The organism is Brevibacterium ihuae (genome assembly GCF_900184225.1).
GTDB classification, from domain to species: domain Bacteria; phylum Actinomycetota; class Actinomycetes; order Actinomycetales; family Brevibacteriaceae; genus Brevibacterium; species Brevibacterium ihuae.
Window position 1 is genome coordinate 172,597 of the sequence record NZ_FXWZ01000002.1, and the last position, 25,840, is coordinate 198,436.

At 71.8% G+C, this 25,840-nt stretch carries 20 protein-coding genes; 12 read left to right on the forward strand and 8 right to left on the reverse strand.

The features are described 5' to 3' along the window. Window positions 1-39 precede the first annotated feature (39 nt). The 3 genes from leuA (at window position 40) to C1A17_RS00755 (ending at window position 3,407) form a co-directional block, all read left to right on the forward strand. Window positions 40-1,806, forward strand: a complete 1,767-nt coding sequence (leuA, locus tag C1A17_RS00745) for a 2-isopropylmalate synthase (RefSeq protein WP_101649801.1) — start codon at window positions 40-42, stop codon at window positions 1,804-1,806. Window positions 1,807-1,896: 90 nt separating this feature from the next. Continuing rightward, on the forward strand, window positions 1,897-2,625 hold the full coding sequence (gene recO / locus C1A17_RS00750) for a DNA repair protein RecO (protein WP_101649803.1): 729 nt from the start codon (window positions 1,897-1,899) through the stop codon (window positions 2,623-2,625). Then, window positions 2,622-3,407 carry an isoprenyl transferase gene (locus tag C1A17_RS00755; protein ID WP_101649804.1) on the forward strand — a complete coding sequence of 262 codons (786 nt, stop codon included), beginning with the start codon at window positions 2,622-2,624 and terminating at the stop codon, window positions 3,405-3,407. The genes recO and C1A17_RS00755 overlap by 4 nt, the downstream gene beginning before the upstream one ends. Before the next feature lie 25 nt (window positions 3,408-3,432). On the opposite strand, the gene C1A17_RS00760 is transcribed toward C1A17_RS00755, so the two are convergent. Together C1A17_RS00760 and C1A17_RS00765 are read right to left on the reverse strand one after the other, a co-directional pair. Beyond that, window positions 3,433-5,235 carry a 2Fe-2S iron-sulfur cluster-binding protein gene (locus C1A17_RS00760; RefSeq protein WP_101649805.1) on the reverse strand — a complete coding sequence of 601 codons (1,803 nt, stop codon included), beginning with the start codon at window positions 5,233-5,235 and terminating at the stop codon, window positions 3,433-3,435. A 67-nt stretch (window positions 5,236-5,302) separates the two neighbouring features. Next, window positions 5,303-7,123: a DEAD/DEAH box helicase gene (locus tag C1A17_RS00765; RefSeq protein ID WP_101649807.1), complete on the reverse strand. Its 1,821-nt coding sequence runs from the start codon at window positions 7,121-7,123 to the stop codon at window positions 5,303-5,305. A gap of 388 nt (window positions 7,124-7,511) precedes the next feature. Between C1A17_RS00765 and C1A17_RS00770 the strand changes: the two genes are divergently transcribed. Both C1A17_RS00770 and C1A17_RS00775 read left to right on the forward strand, forming a co-directional pair. Further along, entirely contained in the window at window positions 7,512-8,888 is a 1,377-nt protein-coding gene (locus tag C1A17_RS00770; protein ID WP_101649809.1) for a glycine--tRNA ligase, read from the forward strand. 23 nt (window positions 8,889-8,911) lie between these two features. Continuing rightward, window positions 8,912-10,168: a YibE/F family protein gene (locus C1A17_RS00775; RefSeq protein WP_180953174.1), complete on the forward strand. Its 1,257-nt coding sequence runs from the start codon at window positions 8,912-8,914 to the stop codon at window positions 10,166-10,168. Here the strand turns inward: C1A17_RS00775 and C1A17_RS00780 are convergent. Beyond that, the gene (locus C1A17_RS00780) at window positions 10,158-11,582 is read right to left on the reverse strand and encodes an L-lactate permease (RefSeq protein WP_101649813.1); all 1,425 of its coding nucleotides are present in this window, start codon (window positions 11,580-11,582) and stop codon (window positions 10,158-10,160) included. The two genes, C1A17_RS00775 and C1A17_RS00780, sit on opposite strands and share 11 nt — an antisense overlap. Window positions 11,583-11,724: 142 nt before the next feature. Between C1A17_RS00780 and C1A17_RS00785 the strand changes: the two genes are divergently transcribed. Further along, window positions 11,725-12,933 (forward strand): acyl-CoA dehydrogenase family protein, encoded by a 1,209-nt coding sequence (locus C1A17_RS00785; protein WP_101649815.1) that lies wholly within the window; start codon window positions 11,725-11,727, stop codon window positions 12,931-12,933. Here the strand turns inward: C1A17_RS00785 and C1A17_RS00790 are convergent. Continuing rightward, complete coding sequence (locus C1A17_RS00790) at window positions 12,911-13,402, reverse strand: DoxX family protein (RefSeq protein ID WP_245873355.1); 492 nt, start codon at window positions 13,400-13,402, stop codon at window positions 12,911-12,913. The genes C1A17_RS00785 and C1A17_RS00790 overlap by 23 nt on opposite strands. A 99-nt stretch (window positions 13,403-13,501) precedes the next feature. Between C1A17_RS00790 and dusB the strand changes: the two genes are divergently transcribed. The 3 genes from dusB to dnaG are packed head-to-tail and all read left to right on the forward strand — an operon-like array spanning window position 13,502 to window position 17,927. Then, window positions 13,502-14,698, forward strand: a complete 1,197-nt coding sequence (dusB, locus tag C1A17_RS00795) for a tRNA dihydrouridine synthase DusB (RefSeq protein WP_101649817.1) — start codon at window positions 13,502-13,504, stop codon at window positions 14,696-14,698. Window positions 14,699-14,700: 2 nt separating this feature from the next. Next, window positions 14,701-15,987, forward strand: a complete 1,287-nt coding sequence (locus tag C1A17_RS00800; RefSeq protein WP_245873357.1) for a deoxyguanosinetriphosphate triphosphohydrolase — start codon at window positions 14,701-14,703, stop codon at window positions 15,985-15,987. After that, the gene (dnaG, locus tag C1A17_RS00805; protein ID WP_101649818.1) at window positions 15,987-17,927 is read left to right on the forward strand and encodes a DNA primase; all 1,941 of its coding nucleotides are present in this window, start codon (window positions 15,987-15,989) and stop codon (window positions 17,925-17,927) included. Before C1A17_RS00800 ends, dnaG begins: the two co-directional genes overlap by 1 nt. Before the next feature lie 74 nt (window positions 17,928-18,001). Here the strand turns inward: dnaG and C1A17_RS00810 are convergent, their stop codons facing one another. Then, window positions 18,002-18,958 carry a 2-hydroxyacid dehydrogenase gene (locus tag C1A17_RS00810; RefSeq protein WP_180953175.1) on the reverse strand — a complete coding sequence of 319 codons (957 nt, stop codon included), beginning with the start codon at window positions 18,956-18,958 and terminating at the stop codon, window positions 18,002-18,004. Window positions 18,959-19,166: 208 nt separating this feature from the next. On the opposite strand from C1A17_RS00810, the gene C1A17_RS14125 reads away from it, so the two are divergent. The 3 genes from C1A17_RS14125 to C1A17_RS00830 are packed head-to-tail and all read left to right on the forward strand — an operon-like array spanning window position 19,167 to window position 22,439. Further along, complete coding sequence (locus C1A17_RS14125; protein WP_180953176.1) at window positions 19,167-19,838, forward strand: TetR/AcrR family transcriptional regulator; 672 nt, start codon at window positions 19,167-19,169, stop codon at window positions 19,836-19,838. Beyond that, window positions 19,835-21,544 (forward strand): MDR family MFS transporter, encoded by a 1,710-nt coding sequence (locus tag C1A17_RS00825; RefSeq protein WP_101649824.1) that lies wholly within the window; start codon window positions 19,835-19,837, stop codon window positions 21,542-21,544. The genes C1A17_RS14125 and C1A17_RS00825 overlap by 4 nt, the downstream gene beginning before the upstream one ends. Continuing rightward, window positions 21,477-22,439: a D-2-hydroxyacid dehydrogenase gene (locus tag C1A17_RS00830; protein WP_101649826.1), complete on the forward strand. Its 963-nt coding sequence runs from the start codon at window positions 21,477-21,479 to the stop codon at window positions 22,437-22,439. Before C1A17_RS00825 ends, C1A17_RS00830 begins: the two co-directional genes overlap by 68 nt. A 28-nt stretch (window positions 22,440-22,467) precedes the next feature. Here the strand turns inward: C1A17_RS00830 and glpK are convergent, their stop codons facing one another. The 3 genes from glpK to C1A17_RS00845 form a co-directional block, all read right to left on the reverse strand. Further along, on the reverse strand, window positions 22,468-23,976 hold the full coding sequence (gene glpK, locus C1A17_RS00835) for a glycerol kinase GlpK (RefSeq protein ID WP_101649828.1): 1,509 nt from the start codon (window positions 23,974-23,976) through the stop codon (window positions 22,468-22,470). A 3-nt stretch (window positions 23,977-23,979) separates the two neighbouring features. Next, window positions 23,980-25,422: a glyceraldehyde-3-phosphate dehydrogenase gene (locus tag C1A17_RS00840; RefSeq protein ID WP_101649830.1), complete on the reverse strand. Its 1,443-nt coding sequence runs from the start codon at window positions 25,420-25,422 to the stop codon at window positions 23,980-23,982. 94 nt (window positions 25,423-25,516) lie between these two features. Next, the gene (locus C1A17_RS00845) at window positions 25,517-25,828 is read right to left on the reverse strand and encodes an antibiotic biosynthesis monooxygenase family protein (protein ID WP_101649832.1); all 312 of its coding nucleotides are present in this window, start codon (window positions 25,826-25,828) and stop codon (window positions 25,517-25,519) included. Window positions 25,829-25,840: the final 12 nt, after the last annotated feature.

A 25,840-nucleotide genomic window follows, 5' to 3' on the forward strand; every position in this document is an offset into this window, starting at 1 on the left:
GATGCTGTCGGTCGCCACCCACAGATGAAGGATCCTCCAGTGACCAACTTCCAGAAGCCCAGCCCGATGCCCTACGCCAAGTACAAGTCGTTCTTCGACCGCATCCGGATCGACATGCACGACCGCACGTGGCCGGACCAGCGCATCACCGAGGCCCCCCGCTGGCTCAGCACCGATCTGCGCGACGGCAACCAGGCGCTCATCGACCCGATGACCCCGGACCGCAAGCGCCGGATGTTCGACCTGCTCGTCAAGCTCGGATTCAAGGAGATCGAGGTCGGCTTCCCGGCCGCCAGCCAGCCCGACTTCGACTTCGTCCGCCAGATCATCGAAGAGGACGCGATCCCCGACGACGTGCGGATCTCCGTGCTCACCCAGGCCCGCGAGGACCTCATCGAACGGACCATGGAGAGCCTCGTCGGCGCGAAGATGCCGACCGTCCACCTCTACAACGCCACCGCCCCGGTGTTCCGCAAGGTCGTCTTCGGGTTCGACGGCGACGGCTTCGACGAGACCCGCGACATCGCGATGCGCGGCACGCAGGCGGTGATGAAGCACGCCGAGAGCTTGCTCGGCGACGCCGACTTCGGCTACGAGTACTCGCCGGAGATCTTCGTCGACACCGAACCGGAGTTCGCCCTCGACGTCGTGGGCAACGTCCTCGACATGTGGCAGCCCGGCGCCGGCCGCGAGACCGTCGTCAACCTGCCCGCCACCGTCGAGCGCGGCACCCCGAACACCTACGCCGACCAGATCGAGTGGTTCTGCCGGCACATGCCCTACCGCGAGGACGTCGCGGTCTCCCTCCACCCGCACAACGATCGCGGCACCGGGGTCGCCGCCGCCGAGCTCGGCCTCATGGCCGGCGCCGACCGGATCGAGGGCTGCCTGTTCGGCAACGGCGAGCGCACCGGCAACCTCGACCTCGTCACCGTGGCCCTCAACCTGTACTCGCAGGGCATCGACCCGCAGCTCGACTTCTCCGACATCGACGAGGTCATCCGCACGGTCACGCACTGCAACCAGATCGGCGTCCACGAGCGCCACCCCTACGGCGGCGACCTCGTGTTCACGTCCTTCTCCGGCTCGCACCAGGACGCGATCAACAAGGCGTTCGCCGACCGCGAATCCCGCGCCCGCGCCCAGGGCGTGCCGATCGAGCAGATGGAATGGGACATGCCCTACCTGCCGGTCGATCCGAAGGACCTCGGCCGCACCTACGAGGCGGTCATCCGGGTCAACTCGCAGTCCGGCAAGGGCGGGGTGTCCTACCTGCTCAAGACCGAGCACGGCCTCGAGCTGCCGCGTCGCCTCCAGGTCGAGTTCTCCCAGGTCGTGCAGTCGCGCTCGGAGTCCGGCGGCGAGGTCTCCGCCCCGGAGATCTGGCGGATCTTCAACGACGAGTACCTGCCCAACGACCAGGCCGCGGAGGCCTGGGGCCGGTTCAAGATCATGGGTCTGAAGACGACCTCGGCGAACATCACCGACGAGGCGACGACGAAGAACACCGAGACCATCGAGGTCGACCTGCTCGTCGACGGCCAGGAGCGGACCTACGAGAGCCGCGGCAACGGCCCGATCAACGCGCTCGTCAACCTCCTCACCGATCAGTTCGACCTCGACATCCGGCTCCAGGACTACACCGAGCACGCGGTGGGCACCGGAGCGGACACCGTCGCGGCGTCCTACGTCGAGCTCGCGGTGGGCGACCGGGTGCTGTGGGGCGCGGGTCTCCACCCGAACATCACGAAGTCCTCGCTCAAGGCGGTCATCAGCGCCGTCAACCGCGCCGTCCGCCAGGACTGAGAGCACGATCCGCGCACGGTCGACGCACACGCCGGGGCATCCCGGCGTGTGCGTCGACCGCTGTCCGTCCCGGGCGCGGATAATGGAGCGATGAGACAGTACCGGGACGAGGGGATCGTGGTCGGCGGGCACAAGCTCGGCGAGGCCGACCGCATCGTCGTCATCCTCACCCGGAACCACGGCCTCGTGCGGGCGGTCGCCAAGGGCATCCGGCGCACGAAGTCCCGGTTCGGCTCCCGGCTCGAGCCCTTCATGCTCGTCGACGTCCAGTGCCACGTGGGCCGCAGCCTCGACGTCGTCACCCAGGTCGAGCTCATCGAGCCGTTCGCGCGGGCGATCGGCGCCGACTACGACACGTACTCCGCGGCGAACGTCATGGCCGAGACGTGCACCCGTCTCACCGAGGCCGAACCCCGCTCCCGCGCCCAGTACCTCCTCCTCGTGTCCGCGATCCGCTCGCTGTGCCGCGCCGAGCACCCGCCCCGGCTCGCGCTCGACGCGTATCTGCTCCGCGCGATGGCGGTCGCCGGCTGGGCGCCGAGCCTGCGCGACTGCGCCCAGTGCGGCGCACCCGGACCGCACCGCGCCTTCTCGCCCGCACTCGGCGGAGCGGTGTGCTCGGCGTGCCGCCAGCAGGGCACCGCGCTGCCGACCACGGAGACGATCCTCCACCTCGCGGCGCTGCTCACCGGCGACTGGGAGCGGGCGGAGGCGACCGCGCCCCACCACGCCGCCGAGGCCTCCCGGCTCGTCACCCTCTACGTCCAGTGGCACCTCGAGCGCCACGTCAAGTCCTTCACCGTCCTGGAGAACGCATGAGCACCCACCCCTCCGTCCCGCCGCCGCACCCCTCGGGAGCCCGTCCGCCGGCGATCCCGCGGAAGTTCGTGCCCCGTCACGTCGCCGTCGTCATGGACGGCAACGGGCGCTGGGCCAACGACCGGGGGCTGCCGCGCACCGAGGGCCACCGGGCCGGCGAGTTCGCGCTCCTCGAGGTCATCCACGGGGCGATCGAGATCGGCGTCGAGAACCTCTCCGCGTACGCCTTCTCGACGGAGAACTGGAAGCGCTCCCCGGACGAGGTGCGCTTCCTCATGGGCTTCAACCGCGACGTCATCCGGCGCCGCCGCGACGAGCTCGCTGCGCTCGGCGTGCGCATCGTGTGGTCGGGCCGCCGGGGGCGGCTGTGGCGCTCGGTCATCGCCGAGCTCGAGGCCGCGGAGGAGATGACGCGGAACAACACCGGGCTCGTGCTCCAGTTCTGCGTGAACTACGGCGGCCGGGCCGAGATCGTCGACGCCGCGAATTCCCTCGCCGCCGACGTCGCGGCCGGCCGGATCACCCCCGGGAAGATCACCGAGAAGACCCTGGCGCGCCGCCTCTACTCGCCCGAGGTGCCCGACGTCGACCTGTTCCTCCGGTCCTCCGGGGAGCAGCGGACCTCGAACTTCCTCCTCTGGCAGGCGGCGTACGCCGAGCTCGTGTTCCAGGACGTGCTGTGGCCCGACGTCGACCGGCGCACGCTGTGGGCGGCGATCGAGGAGTACGCTCGCCGCGACCGTCGGTTCGGCGGCGCGGTCGATCGCACCGCGCAGACCTGAGGCCCGACGGCCGCGCGCCCGCCGCTCAGATCCCGAGGACGACGTCGCCGTCGGGCACCGCCGCGCACGTGACGACCTCGCCGTCGGCGACCACCGCGGCCGGTTCGACCGGATAGGCGACCTGTCCCGCATCGAGGCGGAGCACGCACGTCCCGCACGACCCGCCCCGGCACGAGCTCGGGGCGTCGACCCCGGCGGCCTCGAGCGCGTCGAGGAGGAATCCCGCTGCCGGCTCCCACCGGATCTCCGCGCCGGAGGCGGTCCGGACCGCGGCCGGCGCCCAGGCCGACAGGTCGTCGTCCCCGTGCGCGTCGAGGGGTCGCGGGGAGCCGAACACCTCACGGTGGACGCGCTCGGGGGAGATGCCCGCGAGCCGCGCGGCCTCCTCGGCGGCGACGACGAAGCTCGACGGCCCGCACAGGACGAGATCGGCAGCGGTCGGGGCATCCGCGCGGTCACTGACGTCGTCGAGCACGGCCGCGAGCTCGCGGGCACCCGGGCGGCCGCGCACCGCCGTCGACCAGCGGGTCACCGAGGTCCCCGGCCGTCCCTCCGCCGCAGCGGCGAGCCGACGGGCGAAGCCGCTCGGCTCCGGGGACGCCTCGACGTGGACGAGGCGGACCGGTCGCGCGGCGGGGAGGCCGGGCAGCAGTCCGAATGCGGCGGTGATGCCGATGCCCGCGGTGAGGACGATCGTGCGCCCTCCGGTGAGGGTGTCCGCGGTGAGGCGGCCGAACGGCCCGGACACGAGGACCGGGGCTCCGGTCGGCAGCCCGGTGAGCGCCCGGGATCCCGCGCCGTCGATGCCCACGCCGAGCTCGAACTCGGAGCCTGCGGCCCGGGTGACGGTGTAGGTGCGCCACAGCGGGCCGTCCGGCGGGGTGAGGTGGACCCGCACGTGCATGCCCGGGCGGTAGGCGCCGGCGAACCAGCCGCGGTCGTCGCGCAGCCGCATCCGCACCTGCCCGGGACCGCCGGAGGGGGAGGCGTCGGCGGCGGTCTCGAGGACCGTGGCGCAGCGGGGCGTCGTGCCCGGCTTCGCGAGGCTCGGATCGAGCCCGGCGGGCACCGCGGGGCCGAGGTCGTCGAGGACGGTGAGCGCATCCCCGGGGCGCACCTCCCCGCCGTCGAGGACGACCCCGTAGATGCCGCAGTGGAGGTGCCCGAGGATGCCCGCGAGGAGGCGAGGGACGTTGACGTCGTCGACCGCGGTGGTCGGGTCGACGCGGGTGGCCGGGCACCGTTCGATCGACGACCGGATCCACAGCCGGGCGCCGCCGAGCCGCACCACGGTGCCGATGAGGCCGAACTCGGCGAACGGCGGGAGATTCGCGAGGTGGACGTTGCCGCGGAACCGGAGCGGGTCGAGGTCGATGCCGGCGGCCGCAGACAGCGCCGCGACCGTGGCGGGGTTGATGAGTGACACGCCGGAGGGACGCGAGTCGAACATCCCCTGGTCGGCGACGACGAGCCGGCGCGGGTGCGGTCCCCGGGCAGTGAGCCGCGCGGCGAGGAACTCCGAGGCCGCCTCCCGCGACACCGGGTCGTCGGTGCGGAAGGAGGTCGCCTCACCGTCCGGGGCGCGCAGCGTGATCGCGGTGCCGACGGAGTCGACGCCCCACGCCTGCAGGCTCGGGTCCGACTTGAGGACGGAGAATCCGCGGTATTCGCTCCAGACGCCGGCGGGGACGGGGGAGCGGCCGCTGCTGAACGCCGCCGCGCGGTCGCCGTCGAACCCGGATCCCGTCCGCAGCGTGCCGACGGCGAGCTTCTCGGCCGGGAATCCCTTGACCGGGTAGCGGAAGAGCGCGGAGACGGCGACGGACATGCCGCCCATCCTAGACGGGCGGCATGTCCGCGGGGCGATGCCGGTCAGCGACGGCCGGCGGCGGGGATCAGCGTCCCGGGCCCTTGCCGCCGCGGTAGAAGCCCTTCCGACCGCCGGGCTCCTGGCGGAACTTGCGGCCCTCGCCGGGCTGCTTGTCGAAGGACTTCTTCTTGAACGGCCGGCCCGGACGCCCGGTGTCGGGGCGCAGGTCGATCCGCTTGCCCTGGACGCGGGTGTTCGCGAGCCGGTCGAAGACCGTCTGCGGGAGGTCGTCGGGCAGGTCGACGAGGGAGTGGTTCGACCGGATGTCGATGTGTCCGATCTGTCCCGAGGTCAGGCCGCCCTCGTTCGCGAGCGCGCCGACGATGCCGCCGGGCTGCACCCGCTCGTTGCGTCCCACTGCGAGGCGGTAGGTCCGCATCCCCTCGCGGGAGCGCGGGGACCGCGGTCCGCGGTCGCCGCGGTCCTCGCGCTGCTTGCGGGCCTTGGGCTCGGGCAGCGGCTGGGCGGTGAGCGACTCCCCGTCGAGGAGGAGCACGGCGAGTGCGGCGGCGATCTCCGAGGCCGGGACGTCGTGCGCCTGCTCGTACTGCTCGATGACGGGGCGGACCTCGGCGAGGTCGAGGGTCGACAGCGCCTCGGTGATGCGGTTCTGGAACCGCTCGATCCGGGTGGAGGTCAGCTGCTCGACCGTCGGCAGGGTGAGCGGCTCGACCCGCTGCCGGGTCGCCTTCTCGATCTGGCGCAGGAGGTGGTTCTCCCGCGGGGTGACGAAGAGGATCGCCTCGCCGGAGCGGCCGGCCCGGCCGGTCCGGCCGATCCGGTGGACGTAGGACTCGGTGTCGTGCGGGATGTCGTAGTTGACGACGAGCGAGATCCGCTCGACGTCGAGACCGCGTGCGGCGACGTCCGTGGCGACGAGGATGTCGATCGCCCCGCTGCGGAGCTGCTCGACGGTGCGCTCGCGCGCCTGCTGCGGGATGTCGCCGTTGATCGCCGAGGCCGACAGGCCGCGGGCCCGGAGCTTGTCGGCGAGCTCCTCGGTGGCCTGCTTCGTGCGGACGAACATGATGATGCCGTCGTAGGACTCGACCTCGAGGATCCGGGTGAGGGCGTCGAGCTTGTGGGAGTGCATGACGGTGAGGAACCGCTGCCGGATGTTCGCCCCCGTCGTCGTCTTCGACTTCACCCGCACCTCGGCGGGGTCGGTGAGGTACTGGCCGGTGATCCGGTGGATCGACTTCGGCATGGTCGCGGAGAACAGCGCGACCTGCCGGGCGGTGCCGGCCTGGGCGAAGATCTCCTCGATGTCCTCCTGGAAGCCCATCTTGAGCATCTCGTCGGCCTCGTCGAGGACGAGGTGGCGGAGGTCGCCGAGCTTGAGGGAGCCCCGCTTGAGATGGTCGATGACGCGACCGGGCGTGCCGACGACGACCTGCGCGCCGCGCTTGAGGCCGCCGAGCTGCGGGCCGTAGGACTGGCCGCCGTAGATCGGCAGCACGGAGAAGTCCGGCAGGTGCGCGGCGAAGCTCGTGAACGCCTCGGCGACCTGGAGCGCGAGCTCGCGGGTGGGGGTGAGCACGAGGGCGAACGGGCCCTCCTGGGCGCGCCCGGCGTGCGCGAGGTGGCTGAGCACCGGGAGCGCGAAGGCGGCGGTCTTGCCGGTGCCGGTCTGCGCGAGGCCGATGACGTCGCGCCCGGAGGTCAGCAGCGGGATCGTCTGCGCCTGGATCTGGGACGGCGTCTCGTAGCCGAGGTCGGCGACCGCGGCGAGGACCGCGGGGTCGAGATCGAACGAGTCGAACGGGGGCAGCTCCTCGGCGACGGGCGCGGTGCCCGCGGCGGCGGAATCGGTGGGGGCAGGGGTGGTCGTATCCTCAGCGGACATCACGGAACTCTCTTCGCGGTTCGGCACACACTTGATCGCAGTGGACGGAATTGGCGATCGACCCATGCGCAGCCGAACTGCGGAACACGTGAGCAGCGACCGGCCGGTGCCGTCGGCCCGTGGATGCGGGAGCATCCGGCGCTTCGTGCGTCGACGGGTCCCGCGGCACACACCGGCGGGGTCCCTGGCACCGTGACGGCGGAAAGGTTTGGGTGTGCGTCCAGTCTACATGCCGCCCGGCGCCGAACCCGGCCGAGAGCGCCCGAGGTGAGCGAAGACACACGGTCCGCAGCCCGCCGGCGCGCGAGCCGCGGTCAGCGCCATTCGATACGCTGGACGGGCATGCGGACGACAGCCAGCCGTTCGCCCCCGAACCGAGGAGACATCTGTGGCATCGACATTGGATTCCGTCATCACCCTGGCCAAGCGGCGCGGCTTCGTGTTCCAGGCAGGTGAGATCTACGGCGGATCCCGTTCGGCCTGGGACTACGGCCCGCTGGGCGTCGAGCTCAAGGAGAACATCAAGGCCCTGTGGTGGCAGAACTTCGTGCGCGGGCGCGAGGACATGGTCGGCCTCGACTCCTCGATCATCCTCCCGCGCACGGTCTGGGAGGCCTCCGGCCACGTCGAGACCTTCGTCGACCCGCTCGTCGAGTCGCTCCACACCCACAAGCGCTACCGCGCCGACCACCTCATCGAGGCCTACGTCGCCAAGCACGGCCGGGAGCCGGAGAACGGCCTCGCCGACATCCGCGACCCCGAGACCGGCCAGGAGGGTGCGTGGACCGAGCCCCAGCAGTTCTCCGGGCTCATGAAGACCTACCTCGGTGCGGTCGACAACGAGGAGGGCCTCCACTACCTCCGGCCGGAGACCGCGCAGGGCATCTTCGTCAACTTCGCCAACGTCGTCACCGCGAACCGGCGCAAGCCGCCGTTCGGCATCGGGCAGATCGGCAAGGCCTTCCGCAACGAGATCACGCCGGGCAACTTCATCTTCCGCACCCGCGAGTTCGAGCAGATGGAGATCGAGTACTTCACCCATCCCGACGACGCGGAGAAGTTCTACCACGAGTGGGTCGAGGCCTGCTGGGACTGGTTCGTCGACCTCGGCATCGACCCGGACAACATGCGCCGGTTCGACGTCCCCGACGGCGAGCGCGCCCACTACTCGGCGGCCACCGTCGACATCGAGTACCGGTTCGGGTTCCAGGGCGGCGCGTGGGGCGAGCTCATGGGCATCGCCAATCGCACCGACTTCGACCTCGGCAACCACACCGAGCACTCCGGGCACAAGATGCAGTACTTCGACCAGGCCTCGGGAACCCGCTACACCCCGTACGTCATCGAGCCGTCCTTCGGCCTCACCCGGTCGATGATGGCGTTCCTCGTCGACGCCTACACCGAGGACGAGGCGCCGAACACCAAGGGCGGCGTCGACAAGCGGATCGTGCTCAAGCTCGACCCGCGCCTCGCCCCGGTCAAGGCCGCGGTGCTGCCGTTGAGCCGCAACGAGAAGCTCTCGCCCAAGGCCAAGGAGCTCGCCGCGCAGCTGCGCCAGCGCTGGAACGTCGACTTCGACGACGCCGGTGCGATCGGCCGCCGCTACCGCCGGCAGGACGAGATCGGCACGCCCTTCTGCATCACCGTCGACTTCGACACCCTCGACGACGATGCGGTGACGATCCGCCGCCGCGACGACATGTCGCAGGAGCGCGTCCCGCTCGCCGAGGTCGTCGACCACCTCGCGGCCGACCTCGCCGGCTGAGCCGCCGGGCCGCGATGCACTTCGTGACCCGTGAGCGGGCTCCGCGGGCCTCGCGGCGCGCCTGGACCGTCATGCTGGGACTCCTCGTCCCGCTGGCGGTCCTCGTCGTCTCCGGGCTCGTGCTCCTGTGGCCGGCGGGGGAGGACCGCGCCGCCTGGGACCCCGCGGCGCTCGGGGAGGGGGTGAGCTACGTCTCCGGGACGGTGACGATGGTCGATCTACGGAAGTGCCCCGACGCGGAGTCGACCGGCTGTGCGGCGATCACCGCCGAGATCGACGGGACCGAGGGCTCGCTCTACGTGCCGCCCGAGGCGATGGCCGCAGGCATCGCGCCCGGCGACACGGTCAAGGCGATCGCGATGGATGCCGGCCTCGACTCCGACCCCGCGGCCGAGGCCGTCACCGGACCCGCGGACGCCGCGCCGCCCGGCGGCTCCGCCGGTCCGAACGATCCGGGCGCGGCGGACTACGTGTTCGTCGACTTCGACCGCAACCTCTCCCTCGGCGTGCTCGCCGCGGTGTACGCGCTGCTCGTCGTGCTCGTGGCGGGGATGCGCGGGCTGCGGGCGCTCCTCGGCCTCGTGTTCGCCTTCGTCGTCATGCTCGTCTTCATGCTCCCCGCGCTCCTCGCCGGCTCCCCGGCGGTGCTCGTCGGGATGGTCGCCGCCGGCCTCATCATGCTCGTCGTCCTCTACCTCGCCCACGGCTTCTCCGCGCGGACGACGACCGCGCTGATCGGCACGCTCGCCGGGGTCGCGGTGACCGGGGTGCTCGGTGCGCTGTGGACGCGCTGGGCCCGGCTCGCCGGGATCTACTCGGAGGAGACGTACGTCCTGTCGTGGTCGGCCGGGGTGTCGACCGGTGACCTCGTCGTGTGCGGCATCCTCGTCGCCGGCCTCGGCGTGCTCAACGACGTGACGATCACCCAGGCGGCCGCGGTGTGGGAGCTCGCGCTCGCCCGGCCGCAGGCCCGCGTGCGCGAGCTGTTCGCCTCGGCCATGCGGATCGGCCACGACCACATCGCCTCCACGGTCTACACCATCGCCTTCGCCTTCGCCGGCGGCGGGCTCACCGTCCTCCTCCTCGTCGCGTCGTCCTCGCGGCCGTTCCTCGAATCGCTCACCCTCGGCGACCTCGCGATCGAGGTCGTCAGCCTGCTCGTGTGCTCGATCGGCCTCGTCCTCGCGATCCCGGCGACGACGCTCATCGCCGCCGTCGTCGTCCGCTCGGGGGAGCGGGGCCGGACCGGCGCCGCACGAGAGGAACCGGTCAGCCGATGACGGCGGCCGCCGCGGCGAACGGCACGGTCGCGGCGAGGACGCACAGCAGCGCACGCCGCAGCACCCAGGCGGTGTCGCGTGCGAGGGCGGCGCGCGCGGCGTCGTCCCGCGGCGCGTCGCCGGCCCCGATCTGCACTGCGAGCGCCACGCGCGGCGGAGTGGCGATGTTCGCGAACGCGCCGGCCGCATTGCCGAGCGCGACGAGACCGAGCGTCGAGCCGCCGGTGGTCTCCGCGAGGGCTGCGACGGTACCGGCGAACATCGCGTTCGCCCCGGTGTTCGAGCCGGTGAGGATGCCCCCGAGGGCGAGGAGCACCGGCCCCGGAGCCGCCCCGAGGACGGCGAGCGCGGAGCCGATCGCGGTGCTCATCCCGGTCGTCGTCATGAGCCAGCCGAGGACCATGAAGAGACCGGTCGCCGCCCCGACCGGGACCCAGGCGCGCGCGGCCCGGGCGAGGACGGCCGGCCCGTCCACCGGGCCGGGAGCGGCCGGGACGGCGACGGCGCACGCGAGGGCGAGCCACACCGGGGGCGAGGCGAGCAGCTCCGTCCACCACGCGGCGCGGAGTCCGGCGAGGAGCTGTGCGCCGAGCACCCCCGCGGTGAGGACGAGGTAGGGGAGGGCGGCGCGCAGCATGTGCGGCACGCGGGGTGCTGCGGCGCCGCGCAGGCGCGCCCAGCCGAGGAGCACCGCGATGACCGCGAGCGACCCGAGGATGCCGGCCGGGGGAGTGCCGAACAGGAGGTTGGCCCCGAGGACGCCGGCGAACAGCACGAGGCCGCCGACCGCCTGCGGGACGGCGACCCGGAAGTCGGTGCGCGCACCGCACAGGATGCTCACCGCGACCACCGCGACGAGCACCGGGATGACGTTGACGAGCGCGGTCGCGACGCCGAGCTCGTCGAGGCCGAGCCCGGCGAGGGAGGCGGCGACGGCCGTGCCCGGGCCGAGCGCGCCCCACGGCACGGCGATGAGGCCGAGGAGCCCGAGCAGCGCCGCACGGGGGACGGAGTGCCCGAGGTGGACGAGGGCCGGGACGCCGACGGTGACGCCGATCCCGTAGCCGGTGACCGATTCGGCGAACGGGACGACCCCGAAGACGAGGAGGGCGGTGCCGCCGGCCCGGGAGGTCGAGACGGCCCGGAGCCCGGTGGAGAGGATCGCCATCGCCCCGCTCGCCTCGAGGAGACGGGCGAGCGCCATGCCGAACAGGAGGATGAGGAGGACCTCGACGACGAGGGGAGCGTAGTCCGCGGCGCTCGCTGTCAGCGCGGGCAGCGGAGCGGGGAACGCGAGCACCGCGACGAGGACCGCGGCGGCGAGCCCCGCCGCGGCCGCCCACGTCGCCGGACGGCCGAGGAGGAGCACGGCGAACGCGAGGAGGATCGGCGCGGCGGCGAGCAGAGCGGTCATCGGACGTCCTCCCCTCCCGGTCGCGTCGGCGTGCGAGATCCCCAGCCACACTAATACGCACCGTGACAGACTGGACCGGACGAGATCCACAGCGTGTCGCGCGGGCCCCGGGCGCGCCGCGCACCCGACGAAGGAGCACGCCATGTCCGCACCGTCCGAGCAGCGCACGTCCGACATCCGCACCCGCGCGGACCTCCTCGGCCTCGATTCCCTGTTCAGCTCCGCCGAGCTCGCCTTCCGCGACGAGGTGCGCGGCTTCGTCGACGAGGCGATCCGGCCGCACGTCGCCGACTGGTTCGAGCGCGCGGAGTTCCCCCGCGAGATCGTCGCGGAGATGGGATCGCGCGGCTACCTCGGCATCCATCTCGATTCCCCCGGCTGCCCGGGGCGCAGCGCCGTCGACTACGGGCTCGCCTCGCTCGAGTTCGAGGCCGCCGACGCCGGGATCCGGACCTTCGTGTCCGTCCAGGGCTCGCTCGCGATGGGCGCCATCCATCACTGGGGCTCCGCGGAGCAGAAGGCCGAGCACCTCCCCGCAATGGCCCGCGGCGAGGTCATCGGCTGCTTCGGGCTCACCGAGCCGAACGCCGGATCCGACCCGTCCTCGATGGAGACCGTGGCCCGGCGCGACGGCGACGACTGGATCATCAGCGGGCGCAAGCGATGGATCGGACTGGCGACGATCGCGCAGCTCGCGGTGATCTGGGCGCGGACCGAGGACGGCGTGCGCGGCTTCGTCGTCCCCACCGATTCCCCCGGGTTCGCCGCGACCGCGATCGAGCCGAAGTTCGCGATGCGCGCCTCGATCCAGTGCGAGATCGAGCTCACCGACGTGCGGGTCCCCGACTCCGCCCGCCTTCCCGGGGCCGAGGGCCTCTCCGGGCCGTTCACCTGCCTCAACGATGCCCGCTACGGGATCATGTGGGGCGTGCTCGGCGCCGCCCGCGACTCCTACGAGACCGCCTGCGGCTATGCGCTCGAGCGCGAGCAGTTCGGGGCGCCGATCGCATCCTTCCAGCTCACCCAGCGCAAGCTCGTCGACATGGCGCTCGACATCCAGCGCGGACTGCTCGTCGCCGAGCGCACCGGCCGCCTCAAGGACGCCGGCGAGCTCGACCCGGTGCAGATCTCCGTGGGCAAGCTCGCCAACACCCGCGACGCGATCGCGATCTGCCGGGAGGCCCGGACGATCCTCGGGGGCAACGGGGTGTCGGCGGAGCACTCGCCGCAGCGCCACGCGAACAACCTCGAGGCGGTGCGGACCTACGAGGGCACCGACGAGGTCCACACGCTCATCCTCGGCGCCCACCTCACCGGCATCCCCGCCTTCAATCCGCCGCGGGAGGACTGACCCGCCGCCGGCGCAGCGCGGCGGCCGCGGAGAACCCGATGAGCACGAGCTGGAGGAGTGCGCGGGGGAGCATCGGCGTCGACGGGGCCGCGGGATGGTCGACCCCGGCCGCGGCCACGACGTTGGCGGGGAACAGCGCGAGCAGGAGGAGGACGGAGGCCCAGGCCGCCGGTCGCCGGGTGCGCGGGATCAGCAGGGCGACAGCGAGAACGAGCTCGATGATCCCCGTCAGGGTGACGAGCAGCTCGGGCCGGGGCAGGAAGCCCGGGACGATCGCGATCAGCCCCGATCGCTGGGGCTCGATGAAATGGGTCGCCGCGGTGTTGAGGTAGACCATCGCCATGCCCGCCGCGGCCGCCGCCGGCCAGGAGTCCCAGTGCGCTGCCCGGTCGACGCCGCGGGGGACGAGCACGCGTGCGAGCAGGCGCACGCACGCGGTGGTGAGGAGGAGGGGGAGGAGCAGGATCATGGGGTGTCCGATCGCCGGGGATGTGCTCGATGCTAGCCCCGGATCCGCCCGCCTGTGGACGACGGGGTCCGGTTTGACTCGGAATGGGAGAATGGTCGGGTGACTGCTGCATCCCTCACCCGTGCCCCCGAGACCGCCGCGGCGCCCTCCGCGCGCCCCGCGCTGCGGATCGGGCCGATCGAGCTGTCCTCGCCCGTCGTGCTCGCCCCGATGGCCGGGATCACCAACACCGCGTTCCGCCGCCTGTGCCGCGAGTACGGCGCGGGCCTCTACGTCACCGAGATGGTGACGAGCCGCGCGCTCGTCGAGCGCAGCCCCAAGAGCATGCGGATCATCCACCACGAGCCGTACGAGACCCCGCGCTCGGTGCAGCTCTACGGCGTCGACCCGGTGACGATCGGGCAGGCGGTGCGGATGCTCGTGGAGGAGGACCGCGCGGACCACATCGACCTGAATTTCGGCTGCCCCGTCCCCAAGGTCACCCGCAAGGGCGGGGGCTCGGCGCTGCCGTGGAAGACCGATCTCTTCACCGCGATCGTCACCACCGCGGTGCGCGAGGCCGCGCGCGGCGGGATCCCGCTCACCGTGAAGATGCGCAAGGGGATCGACGCCGACCACCTCACCTACCTCGACGCCGGGCGGATCGCGCGCGACGCCGGCGTCGCGGCGATCACCCTCCATGGCCGCACCACGGCCGACCTCTACTCCGGCACTGCGGACTGGGACGCGATCGCCCGCCTCAAGGACTCCCTCGGCGACACCGTCCCGGTGCTCGGCAACGGGGACATCTTCGCCGCCGAGGACGCGCTGGCGATGATGGACCGGACCGGCTGCGACGGCGTCGTCATCGGCCGCGGGTGCCAGGGCCGACCCTGGCTGTTCGGCGACCTCGCCGCGGCATTCGCCGGCAATCCGGAGAGGATCCGCCCGGGCCTCGGCGAGGTCGCCGAGGCCGTCCACACCCACGGCGTCTACCTCTCCGAGTACTACGGGGACGAGTTCTACGGCGTGCGCGACCTCCGCAAGCACATGAGCTGGTACTTCAAGGGCTACCCCGTCGGAGGCGAGGTCCGCCGGGCGCTCGCCATGGTCTCCTCGCTCGCCGAGCTCCGCGAGCACCTCGACCGGCTCGACGCGAGCGCACCGTACCCCGGGAGCGATGCGGAGGGCTCGCGCGGGCGCACCACGCGGCCCAAGCGGCCCCACCTGCCCGACGGCTGGCTCGATTCCCGGTCGATGGAGGATTCCCGGCTGGCCGACCTCGCGCTCGCCGAGCTCGACGTGTCGGGAGGCTGAGGGTGAGCGGGATCCCGGGCGGGCTCGCCGAGTACTCCGCCCATGACCAGGAGCGGTGGGTGCCGGAGTCGGCGAAGAACCCCCGTCGGTCGGCGTTCCAGCGCGACCGCGCCCGCGTGCTCCACTCCTCGGGCCTGCGCCGGCTCGGCGCCAAGACCCAGGTGGTGTCCCCGGGCAGCGACGACTTCGTCCGGACGCGCCTCACGCACTCCCTCGAGGTCGCCCAGGTGGGCCGCGAGCTCGCCCGCTACCTCGGCTGCGACCCCGACGTCGTCGACACCGCGTGCCTGAGCCACGACCTCGGCCATCCGCCGTTCGGACACCACGGGGAGACCGTCCTCGACGAGCTGTGCCGCGACATCGGCGGCTTCGAGGGGAACGCGCAGACCCTGCGGATCATCACCCGCCTCGAGCCCAAGGTCATTACCCCCGACGGCGACTCGGCCGGGCTCAACCTCACCCGCGCGACGCTCGACGCCTGCACGAAGTACCCGTGGTCGCGCGACGACTCGCCGGTCGAGCCGACCTCCGGCGCGCCCCTCCGGAAGTTCGGGGTCTACGCCGACGACCTCCCGGTGTTCACGTTCTTCCGCGATGGGCGCACCGACACCCGCCGGTGCATCGAGGCCCAGCTCATGGACCTCGCCGACGACATCTCCTACTCCGTCCACGACGTCGAGGACGCGGTGTTCGCCGGGCACCTCGACCTGTTCGCCTACCGCAACGACCACGCGCTCGGCGGCCTCATCGACATCACCCGCTCGTGGTACCTCCCCGCGGCCCGCGACGAGCAGATCGTCTCCGCGCTCGACCGCCTCCAGGCGGCGGCGTACTGGCCGCGCGAGCGCTACGACGGCTCGCGCCGCGCGCAGGCCGGGCTCAAGCACATGACGAGCCAGCTCATCGGCCGGTTCGCCGGCGCCGCGGAGGCCGCCACCCGCGAGGAGTTCGGCTGGGAGCCGCTCGGCCGCTACGACGGCGATCTCGTCGTCCCCGAGACGACCCGCCACGAGATCGCGGTGCTCAAGGGACTCGCGACCGTCACCGTCATGGTCGCCGAGGACCGCCTGCGCCTCCAGCGCATCCAGGCCCGGGTCCTCACCGCGCTCGGCGAGTACTTCTCCGAGCGGCCCGAGGCGATGGACCCGATGTTCCTCCTCGACCACCGGGCCGCGGAGTCCGACGCCGAACGGCTGCGCATCGTCGTCGATCAGATCGCCTCGCTCACCGACCACTCCGCCTGGGCCGCCTACCACCGGATGCAGGCCGACGAAGCGAGCCTCCTCTAGTGGCCGGCCTCATCCGCCGCGAGGACATCGACGAGGTCCGGTCGCGGACCCGGATCGACGAGGTCGTCGGCGAGTACGTCACGCTCAAGAGCGCCGGCGTCGGATCGATGAAGGGCCTGTGCCCGTTCCATGACGAGCGCACGCCCTCGTTCCACGTGCGGCCCCAGGTGGGGATGTACCACTGCTTCGGCTGCGGCGAGAGCGGCGACGTGTTCGCGTTCCTCCAGAAGATCGACGGGATGACCTTCGTCGAATCGGTCGAGCGCCTCGCGGAGCGCTCCGGGGTGCAGCTGCGCTACGAGGACGGGCGCGGTCCGGACCGCGAGGCCGCGGGCACCCGGCAGCGCCTCCTCGAGATGCATCAGGTGGCCGCCGACTTCTTCCGCGAGCAGCTCGCCGGTCCGGGGGCGCGGATCGGTCGCGAGTACCTCGCCGAGCGCGGCTTCGACGAGGACGCGCGCACGACCTTCGCAGTCGGCTTCGCGCCGCAGTCCTGGGACGCGCTGCTCGGCCACCTGCGCGGCCGCGGCTACGTCACCGACGACATCATCGCCTCCGGGCTCGTGAGCCAGGGGCGGCGCGGCGTGTACGACCGGTTCCGCGGGCGGCTCGTGTGGCCGATCCGGGACGTCACCGGACGCACCATCGGGTTCGGCGCGCGCCGGCTGTTCGACGACGACCAGGGACCCAAGTACCTCAACACCCCGGAAACCGCGCTCTACCGGAAGAACCAGGTCCTCTACGGCCTCGATCTCGCGAAGCGCTCGATCGCCCGCACCAAGCGGATCGTCATCGTCGAGGGCTACACCGACGTCATGGCCGCCCACCTCGCCGGGGTCGAGCAGGCGGTCGCGACCTGCGGCACCGCGTTCGGCGCCGAGCACATCAAGATCGCCCGGCGGCTCCTCGGCGACGACCAGGCGCACAGCGGCGAGGTGGTCTTCACCTTCGACGGCGACGAAGCCGGCCGGAAGGCCGCGCTCAAGGCCTTCGAGGAGGACCAGCACTTCGTCGCCCAGACCTATGTCGCCGTCGAGCGCTCGGGCATGGATCCCTGCGATCTCCGGCAGGCGCAGGGCGATGCGGCCGTCCGCGCCCTCATCGAGTCGCGCCGCCCGCTGTTCGAGTTCGCGCTGACCTCGAGCGTCGACCGCTTCGACCTGAGCACCGTCGAGGGCCGCGTGGGGGCGGTGCGCGCCGCCGCCCCGGTCATCGCGCAGATCCGGGACTCCGCGATGCGGCCGGGCTACGAGCGCTTCGTCGCCGGGCACATCGGCGTCGATCCCGCCGAGGTCGCCCGGGCGGTGCGCACCGCTCAGCGCCGCAGCGGCGGACGGGGCGAGGGGGACGCGCGCAGGGCCGACGGTCCGCAGCGGCACCCGGGCCGGCAGGGCCGTCGGACGGCCGAGGACACGCCGGCGGAGACCGCAGCGGCCGTCGAGACCTACGCGCAGGAGCTCGGCGGGGGACCGGTCGACGTCACCGGGATGCGCGTCGAGCGCGGTGCGCTCCAGGTCGCCCTCCAGCAGCCGACCTTCGTCAACGCCACGCTCTTCGACGGCCTCAACGGCAAGGTGTTCTCCGACCCCGCACACCGGGCGGTGCACGAGGCGATGAAGGCGGCCGGTGGCATCCGGACGGGGCTGGCGGATCCCGCGAGCTGGCCGGAGAAGGTCCTCGAGGCCGCGCCCGAGCAGCTCCGCGGATTCGTCGGGCGGCTCGCCGTCGAACCGCTGCCCGCCGAGGACGCGAACGGGGTCGAGCGCTATGCGCGGGGCATCATCGCCCGGCTGTTCGACAAGGACATGGTGCGCATCGCCGACGAGCTCCATTCCCGCCTGCAGCGCGCCGACCCGGCCGACGGGGCGACGAGCGGACGGCTGCTCGAGCAGCTTCAGGTCCTCGAACGCCAGCGCGCCCGCCTCCGCTCGATCATGTGAGAGCGGAGGCGGGCGCGAGATCGCAATAGTCGAAGGAATCGTTCTCAGGAACCTTCGGAAATTGCTCGGTGGGGTCAGTCGATGACGTGGTCGGGTCGGCCGCCCTCGGCGAGGGTGAGGACGTTGGCGAGCGACTTCGTGAAGACCCGGGTCACCGTGTCGTGGGTCTGCGCGCCCGCGTGCGGGGTGGCGACGACGTTCGGCGCGCTGAGCAGCGGGTTGTCGGCGATGTCGGGCTCGCCGGTGAAGACGTCGAACCCGGCCCCGGCGATCGTACCGGCACGGAGGGCGTCGGCGAGCGCCTGTTCGTCGACGATCCCCGGCCGCGACATGTTGAGCACGATCGCCGAATCGGACATGAGCGCGAGCTCCTCGGCCCCGATGAGGCCGCGCGTCTCGTCGGTGAGCGGGACGTGGATCGACAGCACGTCGGCGCCGGGGAGCAGGTCGGCGAGCTCGCGGTACTCGATCCCGATCTCCTGCTCGACCTCTGCGGGCTGCCGGAACACGTCGTAGTACGCGAGCTCCATGTCGAACGCCCGGAGACGGCGGGCGAGGAGCTGACCGATGTGTCCGAGGCCGATGATCGCGGCCCTGCGGCCGGACAGCTCGTAGCTCGAGTGGAGCCACTCGTTGGGTGCCCAGGTGCCGGCGCGGGTGTTCGCGTCGAGGCCGGGAAGGTGGCGGGCGCAGGCGAGGAGCGAGGCCATCGCGAGCTCCGCGACGGCCACCGAGTTCGCTCCCGGCATGTTCGCCACGAGGATGTCGCGCTGCGCTGCGGCGGCGAAGTCGATGCCGTCGGTGCCGGCGCCCACGCGCTGGATGATCCGGAGCTTCGGGGCGCCGTCCATGAGGTCCGCGCCGATCGTCCCCGCGCCGTTGAGGATCGCCTCGACCTCGGCGAGCTCCGCGTCGGTGGGGGAGTCGCCCTCCGGGATCACAAGCTCCGCCCGGGGCTCGGAGGCGAATACCTGCTCGAGGATGTCGAGGACCTCGCGGTCCTTCTCGCCGATCCAGATGACTGTGCTCACTGCGTCCTCCTGGGATGCTCCACGGGTGCGGCCGCCGTCCGATCGGCGATCCAGTCCGATTATGCACCGCGGACCCGCGTCCCCGGTGCACCGGTCCACCGCGGGCGGTCCGCCGGTCCCGGGTGCCGGACGCGGCGGTGAGGCGTGTCACTGCACGACGCGCAAAGATGCACTTGAAGAAAGTTTGCACAGAGTGCAAAATCGAGTCATGACCATTTCCCAGGACACCGCCGCACCGCCGGCGGAGGAGTCCCTGCGCGATCGGAAGCCCCGCCTCACCCGGCGGGCCATCCACGTCGCCACCGTCAACCAGGTGCACGCGCACGGCCTCGATCAGGCCACGATCGCCGCGATCGCCGCCGAGGCCGGGGTCTCCACCCGCACCTTCTTCAACTACTTCGCCTCGAAGGAGGACGCGGTCGTCGGCATCGCCGAGCAGGAGCTCGACGAGGAGGCGATCGCCGGCTTCCTCGTCGCCCCGTCCGACGGCGCCGAACTCGCCGAACAGGTCGCGCGCCTCCTCCACGCCGCGTACCTCCTCACCTTCAACGATGACGAGGTGGCGAGTCTGCGGCGCCGAATCTTCGCCGCGCACCCCTCGCTCCTGGGCCGCCAGTTCGAGAAGAACCGGCGACTCGAGGCGCAGGTCGCCGAGGTCGTCGCGACGAGGATCCGACAGCACGATCTCGAGTTCGACAGCCCCGAGTCCCCGGAGGCGATCGCCGAGATGATCGTCCTCGTCTGCAGCGCCCCGCTGCGCGCAGCCGCCCGGCAGCTGGCCGAGCGGGACGACGCCGGCGCGGAGGCGGGCGAGGACCCCGCGGTGTTCGACCGATCCATCCGCCTGTTCCTCGACGTCATGAAGGGCCCCGCCGCATGAAGCGCCTCGAACGCCGTCCCGCCCCGGCCCCCGGCGAGGAGATGTCGACCGGCGCGATCCTCCTGCTGTTCATCGGACTCATGGTCGCGATGTTCATGTTCTCGCTCAACCAGACGATCCTCGCCACCGCCCTGCCGACGATCGTCGGCGAGCTCAACGGGGTCGACCTCATGCTCTGGGTGTCCACCGCGTTCATGCTCGCCTCGACGGTGATGATGCCGATCTACGGCAAGATCGGCGACCTGTTCGGCCGCAAGCCGCTCTTCATCTTCGCGATCGTCATGTTCATGGCCGGCTCGCTCGCCGCGATGATCGCCCAGGACATGCGCCTGCTCATCCTCGGCCGCGTCCTCCAGGGAATCGGCGGCGGCGGCATGATGATCCTCGCGCAGGCGATCATCGCCGCGGTCGTCCCGGCCCGCCGGCGCGGCAAGTACATGGGGATCATGGGATCGGTGTTCGCCGTGTCCTCCGTCGCCGGGCCGCTCATCGGCGGCTGGCTCACCGAGGGTCCCGGCTGGCGCTGGGCGTTCGCGATGAACTTCCCCCTCGGCCTGTTCGCCATCCTCTGCGCCGTCGTCTTCCTCCGCATCCCGCGCACCGCGAACGCCACCCGGCCCAAGGTCGACGGCGCCGGCATGGCGCTCATCGCGCTCTTCACCTCCTCGGTGATCCTCGCCTCGGCCTGGGGCGGCCACCAGTTCGCGTGGACCTCCCCGGTGATCCTCGGCCTCGTCGCTCTCGCCCTCGTCGCCGCCGTGGTGTTCGTCCTCGTCGAGCGGCGGGTGAGCGAGCCGATCATCCCGCTGTGGCTGTTCCGCGAGCGGAACTTCATCCTCTGCACGATCGCCGGCCTCACCATCGGCGTCGCGATGTTCGGGGTGCTGAGCTACATGCCGACCTACCTCCAGATGGTCCACGGGATCGACGCCACGATCGCCGGCTTCATGATGGTGCCGATGATGGCGACCATGCTCGTCTTCGGCACCGTCGTGGGCTTCGTCGTCGAGAAGACCGGGCGCTACATGATCTACCCGGTCATCGGGTTCGTCCTGATCTTCGCGTCCCTCGTCCTCATGTCGCTCATGCAGGCCGACACGCCTGCGTACTGGTCGATCGTCCATCTCGCGATGCTCGGACTCGGGCTCGGGCTGACGATGCAGCTCCTCGTGCTCATCGTGCAGAACTCCTTCCCGGTCGCCGTGGTCGGCACCGCGACGGCTTCGAACAACTTCTTCCGGCAGATCGGCGCGACGCTCGGGATGGCCGTCATCGGGTCGATGTTCACCGAGCGCCTCATGACCCGGCTGGCGGGCGAGCTGCCCGGCGCCGGGGGAGCGGGCGCGGCCAATCGGCTCACCCCCGAGGTGGTCGCCGGGCTTCCCGGGCCGGTCCACGATCTCGTCGTCACCGCGTACAACGACGCGCTCATGCCGCTGTTCCTCTGGGTCAGCCCGCTGGTCCTCGTCGGTCTCGTCGCGGTCCTCCTCCTCGAGGAGAAGCCGCTCGCGACGACGCTCGAGCCCGAGGGCGACCGCGATGTCATCGACCTCGGCGACACCACGGGGCGGGCGGACGCCGCTAGAGTGGATCGGGCAGGAGACGCCGACGCCGCAGTCGAGAGCGAGGGGGCCGACGATGACCGTGCTGACGATCCTCACCGCCGAGGACCGGCCCAGGCCGCCGGCGTTCGAGCGGCTGAGTGACGACGCCGAGGTCCGGTGGACCACCGCCGACGGCCTCGCCTGGGCGCTGCCCGGCACGGACGCCCTCCTCCTCTGGGACTTCTTCTCCCCGGCGCTCAAGGCCGCGTTCAGCGCCGCCGATGCGCTGCAGTGGATCCACGCGGCCTCGGCGGGCGTGGACTCCCTGATGTTCCCGGCGCTGCAGGAGTCGGGGATCCGGGTGACGAACGCGCGCGGGGTCTTCGACCGGCCGATCGCAGAGTTCGTGCTCGGCCTCGTGCTCGCGTTCGCCAAGGACCTGCCGGGCTCGCTGGCGCTTCAGGCCGAGCGGCGCTGGCACTGGCGGGAGACCGAGGATCTCGCAGGGACCCGCGCGCTCGTCGTCGGGGTCGGCTCGATCGGCCGGGAGACCGCGCGGCTGCTGCGCGCGCTCGGCGTCGAGGTGCGCGGTGCCGGTTCCGCCGCCCGCTCCGGCGACCCGGACTTCGGCGAGGTCCTCGACTCCGCGCGGCTCGCCGACCACGTCGGCGACATCGACTGGCTCATCGACATCGCTCCGCTCACCCCAGCGACCACGGGCCTCATCGATGCGGAGGTGCTCGCCGCGCTCCCGCCCCGCGCCCGGCTCATCAACGTCGGACGCGGAGCGACGGTCGTCACCGCCGATCTCGTCGACGCGCTGCGCACCGGGCGGATCGCCGGCGCCGGCCTCGACGTCGTCGACGAGGAGCCGCTGCCGGAGGACCATCCGCTGTGGACGTGCCCGAACACCGTCATCACCGCCCACCTGAGCGGCGACACGCACGGGTGGACAGAGCGGCTCGCGGCGCAGTTCATGGACAACTGGGACCGGTGGATCGCCGGGGAGCCGCTGCTCAGCCCCGTCGACGTCGCCAAGGGCTATTCCGCGCGCTGAACCCGAGCGCGCGGCTCCGGATCGCGGATCAGTCCGCCGGATCCTGTTCCACCCACCCGAGCGAGCGCTCCACCGCCGCCTCCCAGCGACCGAGCAGGCGGGCGCGCTCGTCCGCGTCGATCGCGGGCGACCAGGTCGCCTCCTCGCGGGCGAACGCGGCGACGGCCGCGGTGCCGTCGTGCACGCCGGCACCGATCCCCGCGGCGAACGCCGCACCGAGGGCGGTGGACTCGACCACCGGCGGGCGGACGACCGTGCAGTCGGCGACGTCCGCCTGGAACTGCATGAGCGCATCGTTGACGCTCATCCCGCCGTCGGCGTGGATCCGCCGGATCGGGAAGCCGGTGTCCTCGCGCATCGCGGTGAGCACCTCGGCGGTCTGGAAGGCCGTCGATTCGAGGGCCGCGCGCGCGATGTGGGCCTTCGTCGAGAAGCGGGTGAGGCCGACGAGCGTGCCGCGGGCGTCGGGCCGCCAGCGCGGGGCGAACAGCCCGGAGAACGCCGGGACGAAGTACACGTCGCCGGAATCGGGGACGCTCGCCGCGAGCTCCTCGACCTCCTCGGAGGTGCGGATGGTCCCGAGCGAGTCGCGCAGCCACTGGACGAGCGAGCCGGCCACCGCGATCGATCCCTCGAGGGCGTAGACCGGGTCCGCCCCGGAGATCTCGTAGGCGACGGTGCTCACGAGGCCGTGCTCCGAGGTGCGGATCTGAGTGCCGGTGTTCGTGAGGAGGAAGCACCCGGTGCCGTAGGTGTTCTTCGTGTCGCCGGGGGAGAAGGCGCACTGGCCGAACGCCGCGGCCTGCTGGTCCCCGAGCACCCCGGTGATCGGGACCCCGCCGAGGAGCTGGCGGGCGGCGACCGTGCCGAAGTCGCCCACCGAGGGTCGGATCTGCGGGAGCAGCCCCGCCGGGATGCCGGTGAGCTCGAGCATACGGTCCGACCATGTTCGCGAGGCGAGATCCATGAGCATCGTGCGCGAGGCGTTCGTCGGGTCGGTGACGTGGAGACCGCCGTCGACCCCGCCCGTGAGGTTCCAGATGAGCCACGTGTCGATGGTGCCGAACAGGAGCTCACCGGATTCGGCGCGGGCGCGCAGCTCCGGATCGGAGGCGAGCAGCCACATGAGCTTGATCGCCGAGAAGTACGTGTTGACGGGCAGCCCGGTCACCGCCCGGATCTCCTCGGCGTGCGGCGACAGGGCGGCGACGTGCTCGCCGCCGCGGGTGTCCTGCCACACGAGGGCCCGGTGCACGGGCCGCCCGGTGTCCCGCTCCCACAGCACCGTGGTCTCGCGCTGGTTCGTGATGCCGAGGGCGGTGATGTCGTCATGGGTGAGCTGGGCCTGGCCCATCACCCGGCCGATGACCTCGCGGCTCGTCCGCCAGATCTCGGCGGCATCGTGCTCGACGAGGCCGGTGGCGGGGAAGTGCTGGGCGAACTCCTGGGCGCTCGACGCCACCGCGCGGCCGTCCTCGGAGTAGACGACCGCGCGGGTCGATGTCGTCCCCTCGTCGAGCGCCAGGACGAAGCCCATGGCTCAGCCGCGAGCGGGGTACGAGGGGGTGTCGATGCCGGCCATGTCGGCGATGCAGCGGACGACCTGGCACGAGTAGCCGAACTCGTTGTCGTACCACACGTAGACGACCGCGCGGTCCCCGTCGACGATCGTCGCGAGGCCGTCGACCACGCCGGCGCGCTTCGAGCCGACGAAGTCGGTCGAGACGACCTCGGGGGAGGCGATGTAGTCGACCTGGTTGCGCAGCGGCGAGTTCAGCGAGGTGTCGCGGAGGAAGCCGTTGAGCTCGTCGACGGTGGTCTCGCGCTCGAGGTTGAGGTTGAGGATCGCCATCGAGACGTTCGGGGTGGGCACCCGGATCGCATTGCCCGACAGCTTGCCGGCGAGCTCCGGGAGCGCCTTCGCGACGGCCTTCGCCGCACCGGTCTCGGTGAGGACCATGTTGAGGCCCGCGGCCCGGCCGCGGCGCTCGCCCTTGTGGAAGTTGTCGATGAGGTTCTGATCGTTGGTGAACGAGTGGACGGTCTCGACGTGGCCGTTCTTCACGCCGAACTCGTCGTTGAGCACCTTGAGGACCGGGGTGATCGCGTTCGTCGTGCACGAGGCGGCCGACACGACGGTGTCCTCCGGGGTGATGTCGCCGTTGTTGACGCCGTAGACGATGTTCTTGACGTCGCCCTTGCCCGGAGCGGTGAGGAGCACCTTCGAGGCGCCCGGGCACGCGAGGTGCTTGCGGAGACCCTCCTCGTCGCGCCACTTGCCGGTGTTGTCGACGACGATCGCGTCGGTGATGCCGTACTGCGTGTAGTCCACCGAGGACGGGTCGTCGGAGTAGATCACCTGGATGAGCACACCGTTGGCGCGGATGGTGTTGTTCTCCTGGTCGACGACGATGGTGCCGTCGAACTTGCCGTGCACCGAGTCGCGGCGCAGCAGGGAGGCGCGCTTGACGATGTCGTTGTCGCCGCCGCGGCGCACGACGACGGCGCGCAGGCGCACGCCGGTTCCCCCGGCGCGGTCGACGAGGATGCGGGCGAGCAGACGGCCGATCCGGCCGAAGCCGTAGAGGACGACGTCCCGCGGGGTCGGCTGCTCGTCGTCGGCGCCGCCGATCGCGTCGGCGAGCTGGGCGCGGAGGAACGCGGTGAGGTCGGTGTCGCCGGCCTCGCGGTAGTCCGCGGCGAGCCGACCGAGGTCGATCCGGCAGGATCCGAGGTTGAGGCTCTCGAGCTCATCGACGATCGCGCCGGTGACGGCGATGTCGAGATCGGTCCCGTCGAAGTGGCGCGCGTAGCGGTGCGCCTTGATGATGCCGTTGACCGACTTGTTCAACAGGCTGCGGCCGTACACCGTGAGGAGCACGTCGTTGTTGCGGTAGAGGCGACCCACGACCGGGATCATCCTCTCTGCGGCGTCCTGCTTGGCCGCCCACTCCTGCATCTGTGCAGTGGTCTGATCAGTCACCAGTCGGTCCCTTCAACGTCGAACAGTGGTCTGCGGTCCGATTCTATCCGGGCGGACCGGCTGCGGCGCCACCGCCTCGCGGCACCGCCGGGGCTCAGTCGCCGATGCTCAGCGCGGGGACGAACTCGAGGAGCTCGGAAGCGGTGGCGACGGGGGCGGGTCGGTCCCCGGACCCCGCATGGGAGCGGGAGAACGCGCGGGAGGACTTCCAGTTCTCGTAGGCGTCCTCGCTCTCCCACTCGGTGAGCACGAACCAGCGGTCCGAGCCATCGGTGGGCTTGAGGAGCTGGAACCGCACGAACCCCTCGAGATCGGGCAGGCGGCCGATCGCCGGCTCGAAGCGCGCGACGATCTCGTCGCCGGTCTCGGCGGGGACCGTGAGGGCATTGATCTTGATGACAGTCATGGCACCGTCCTT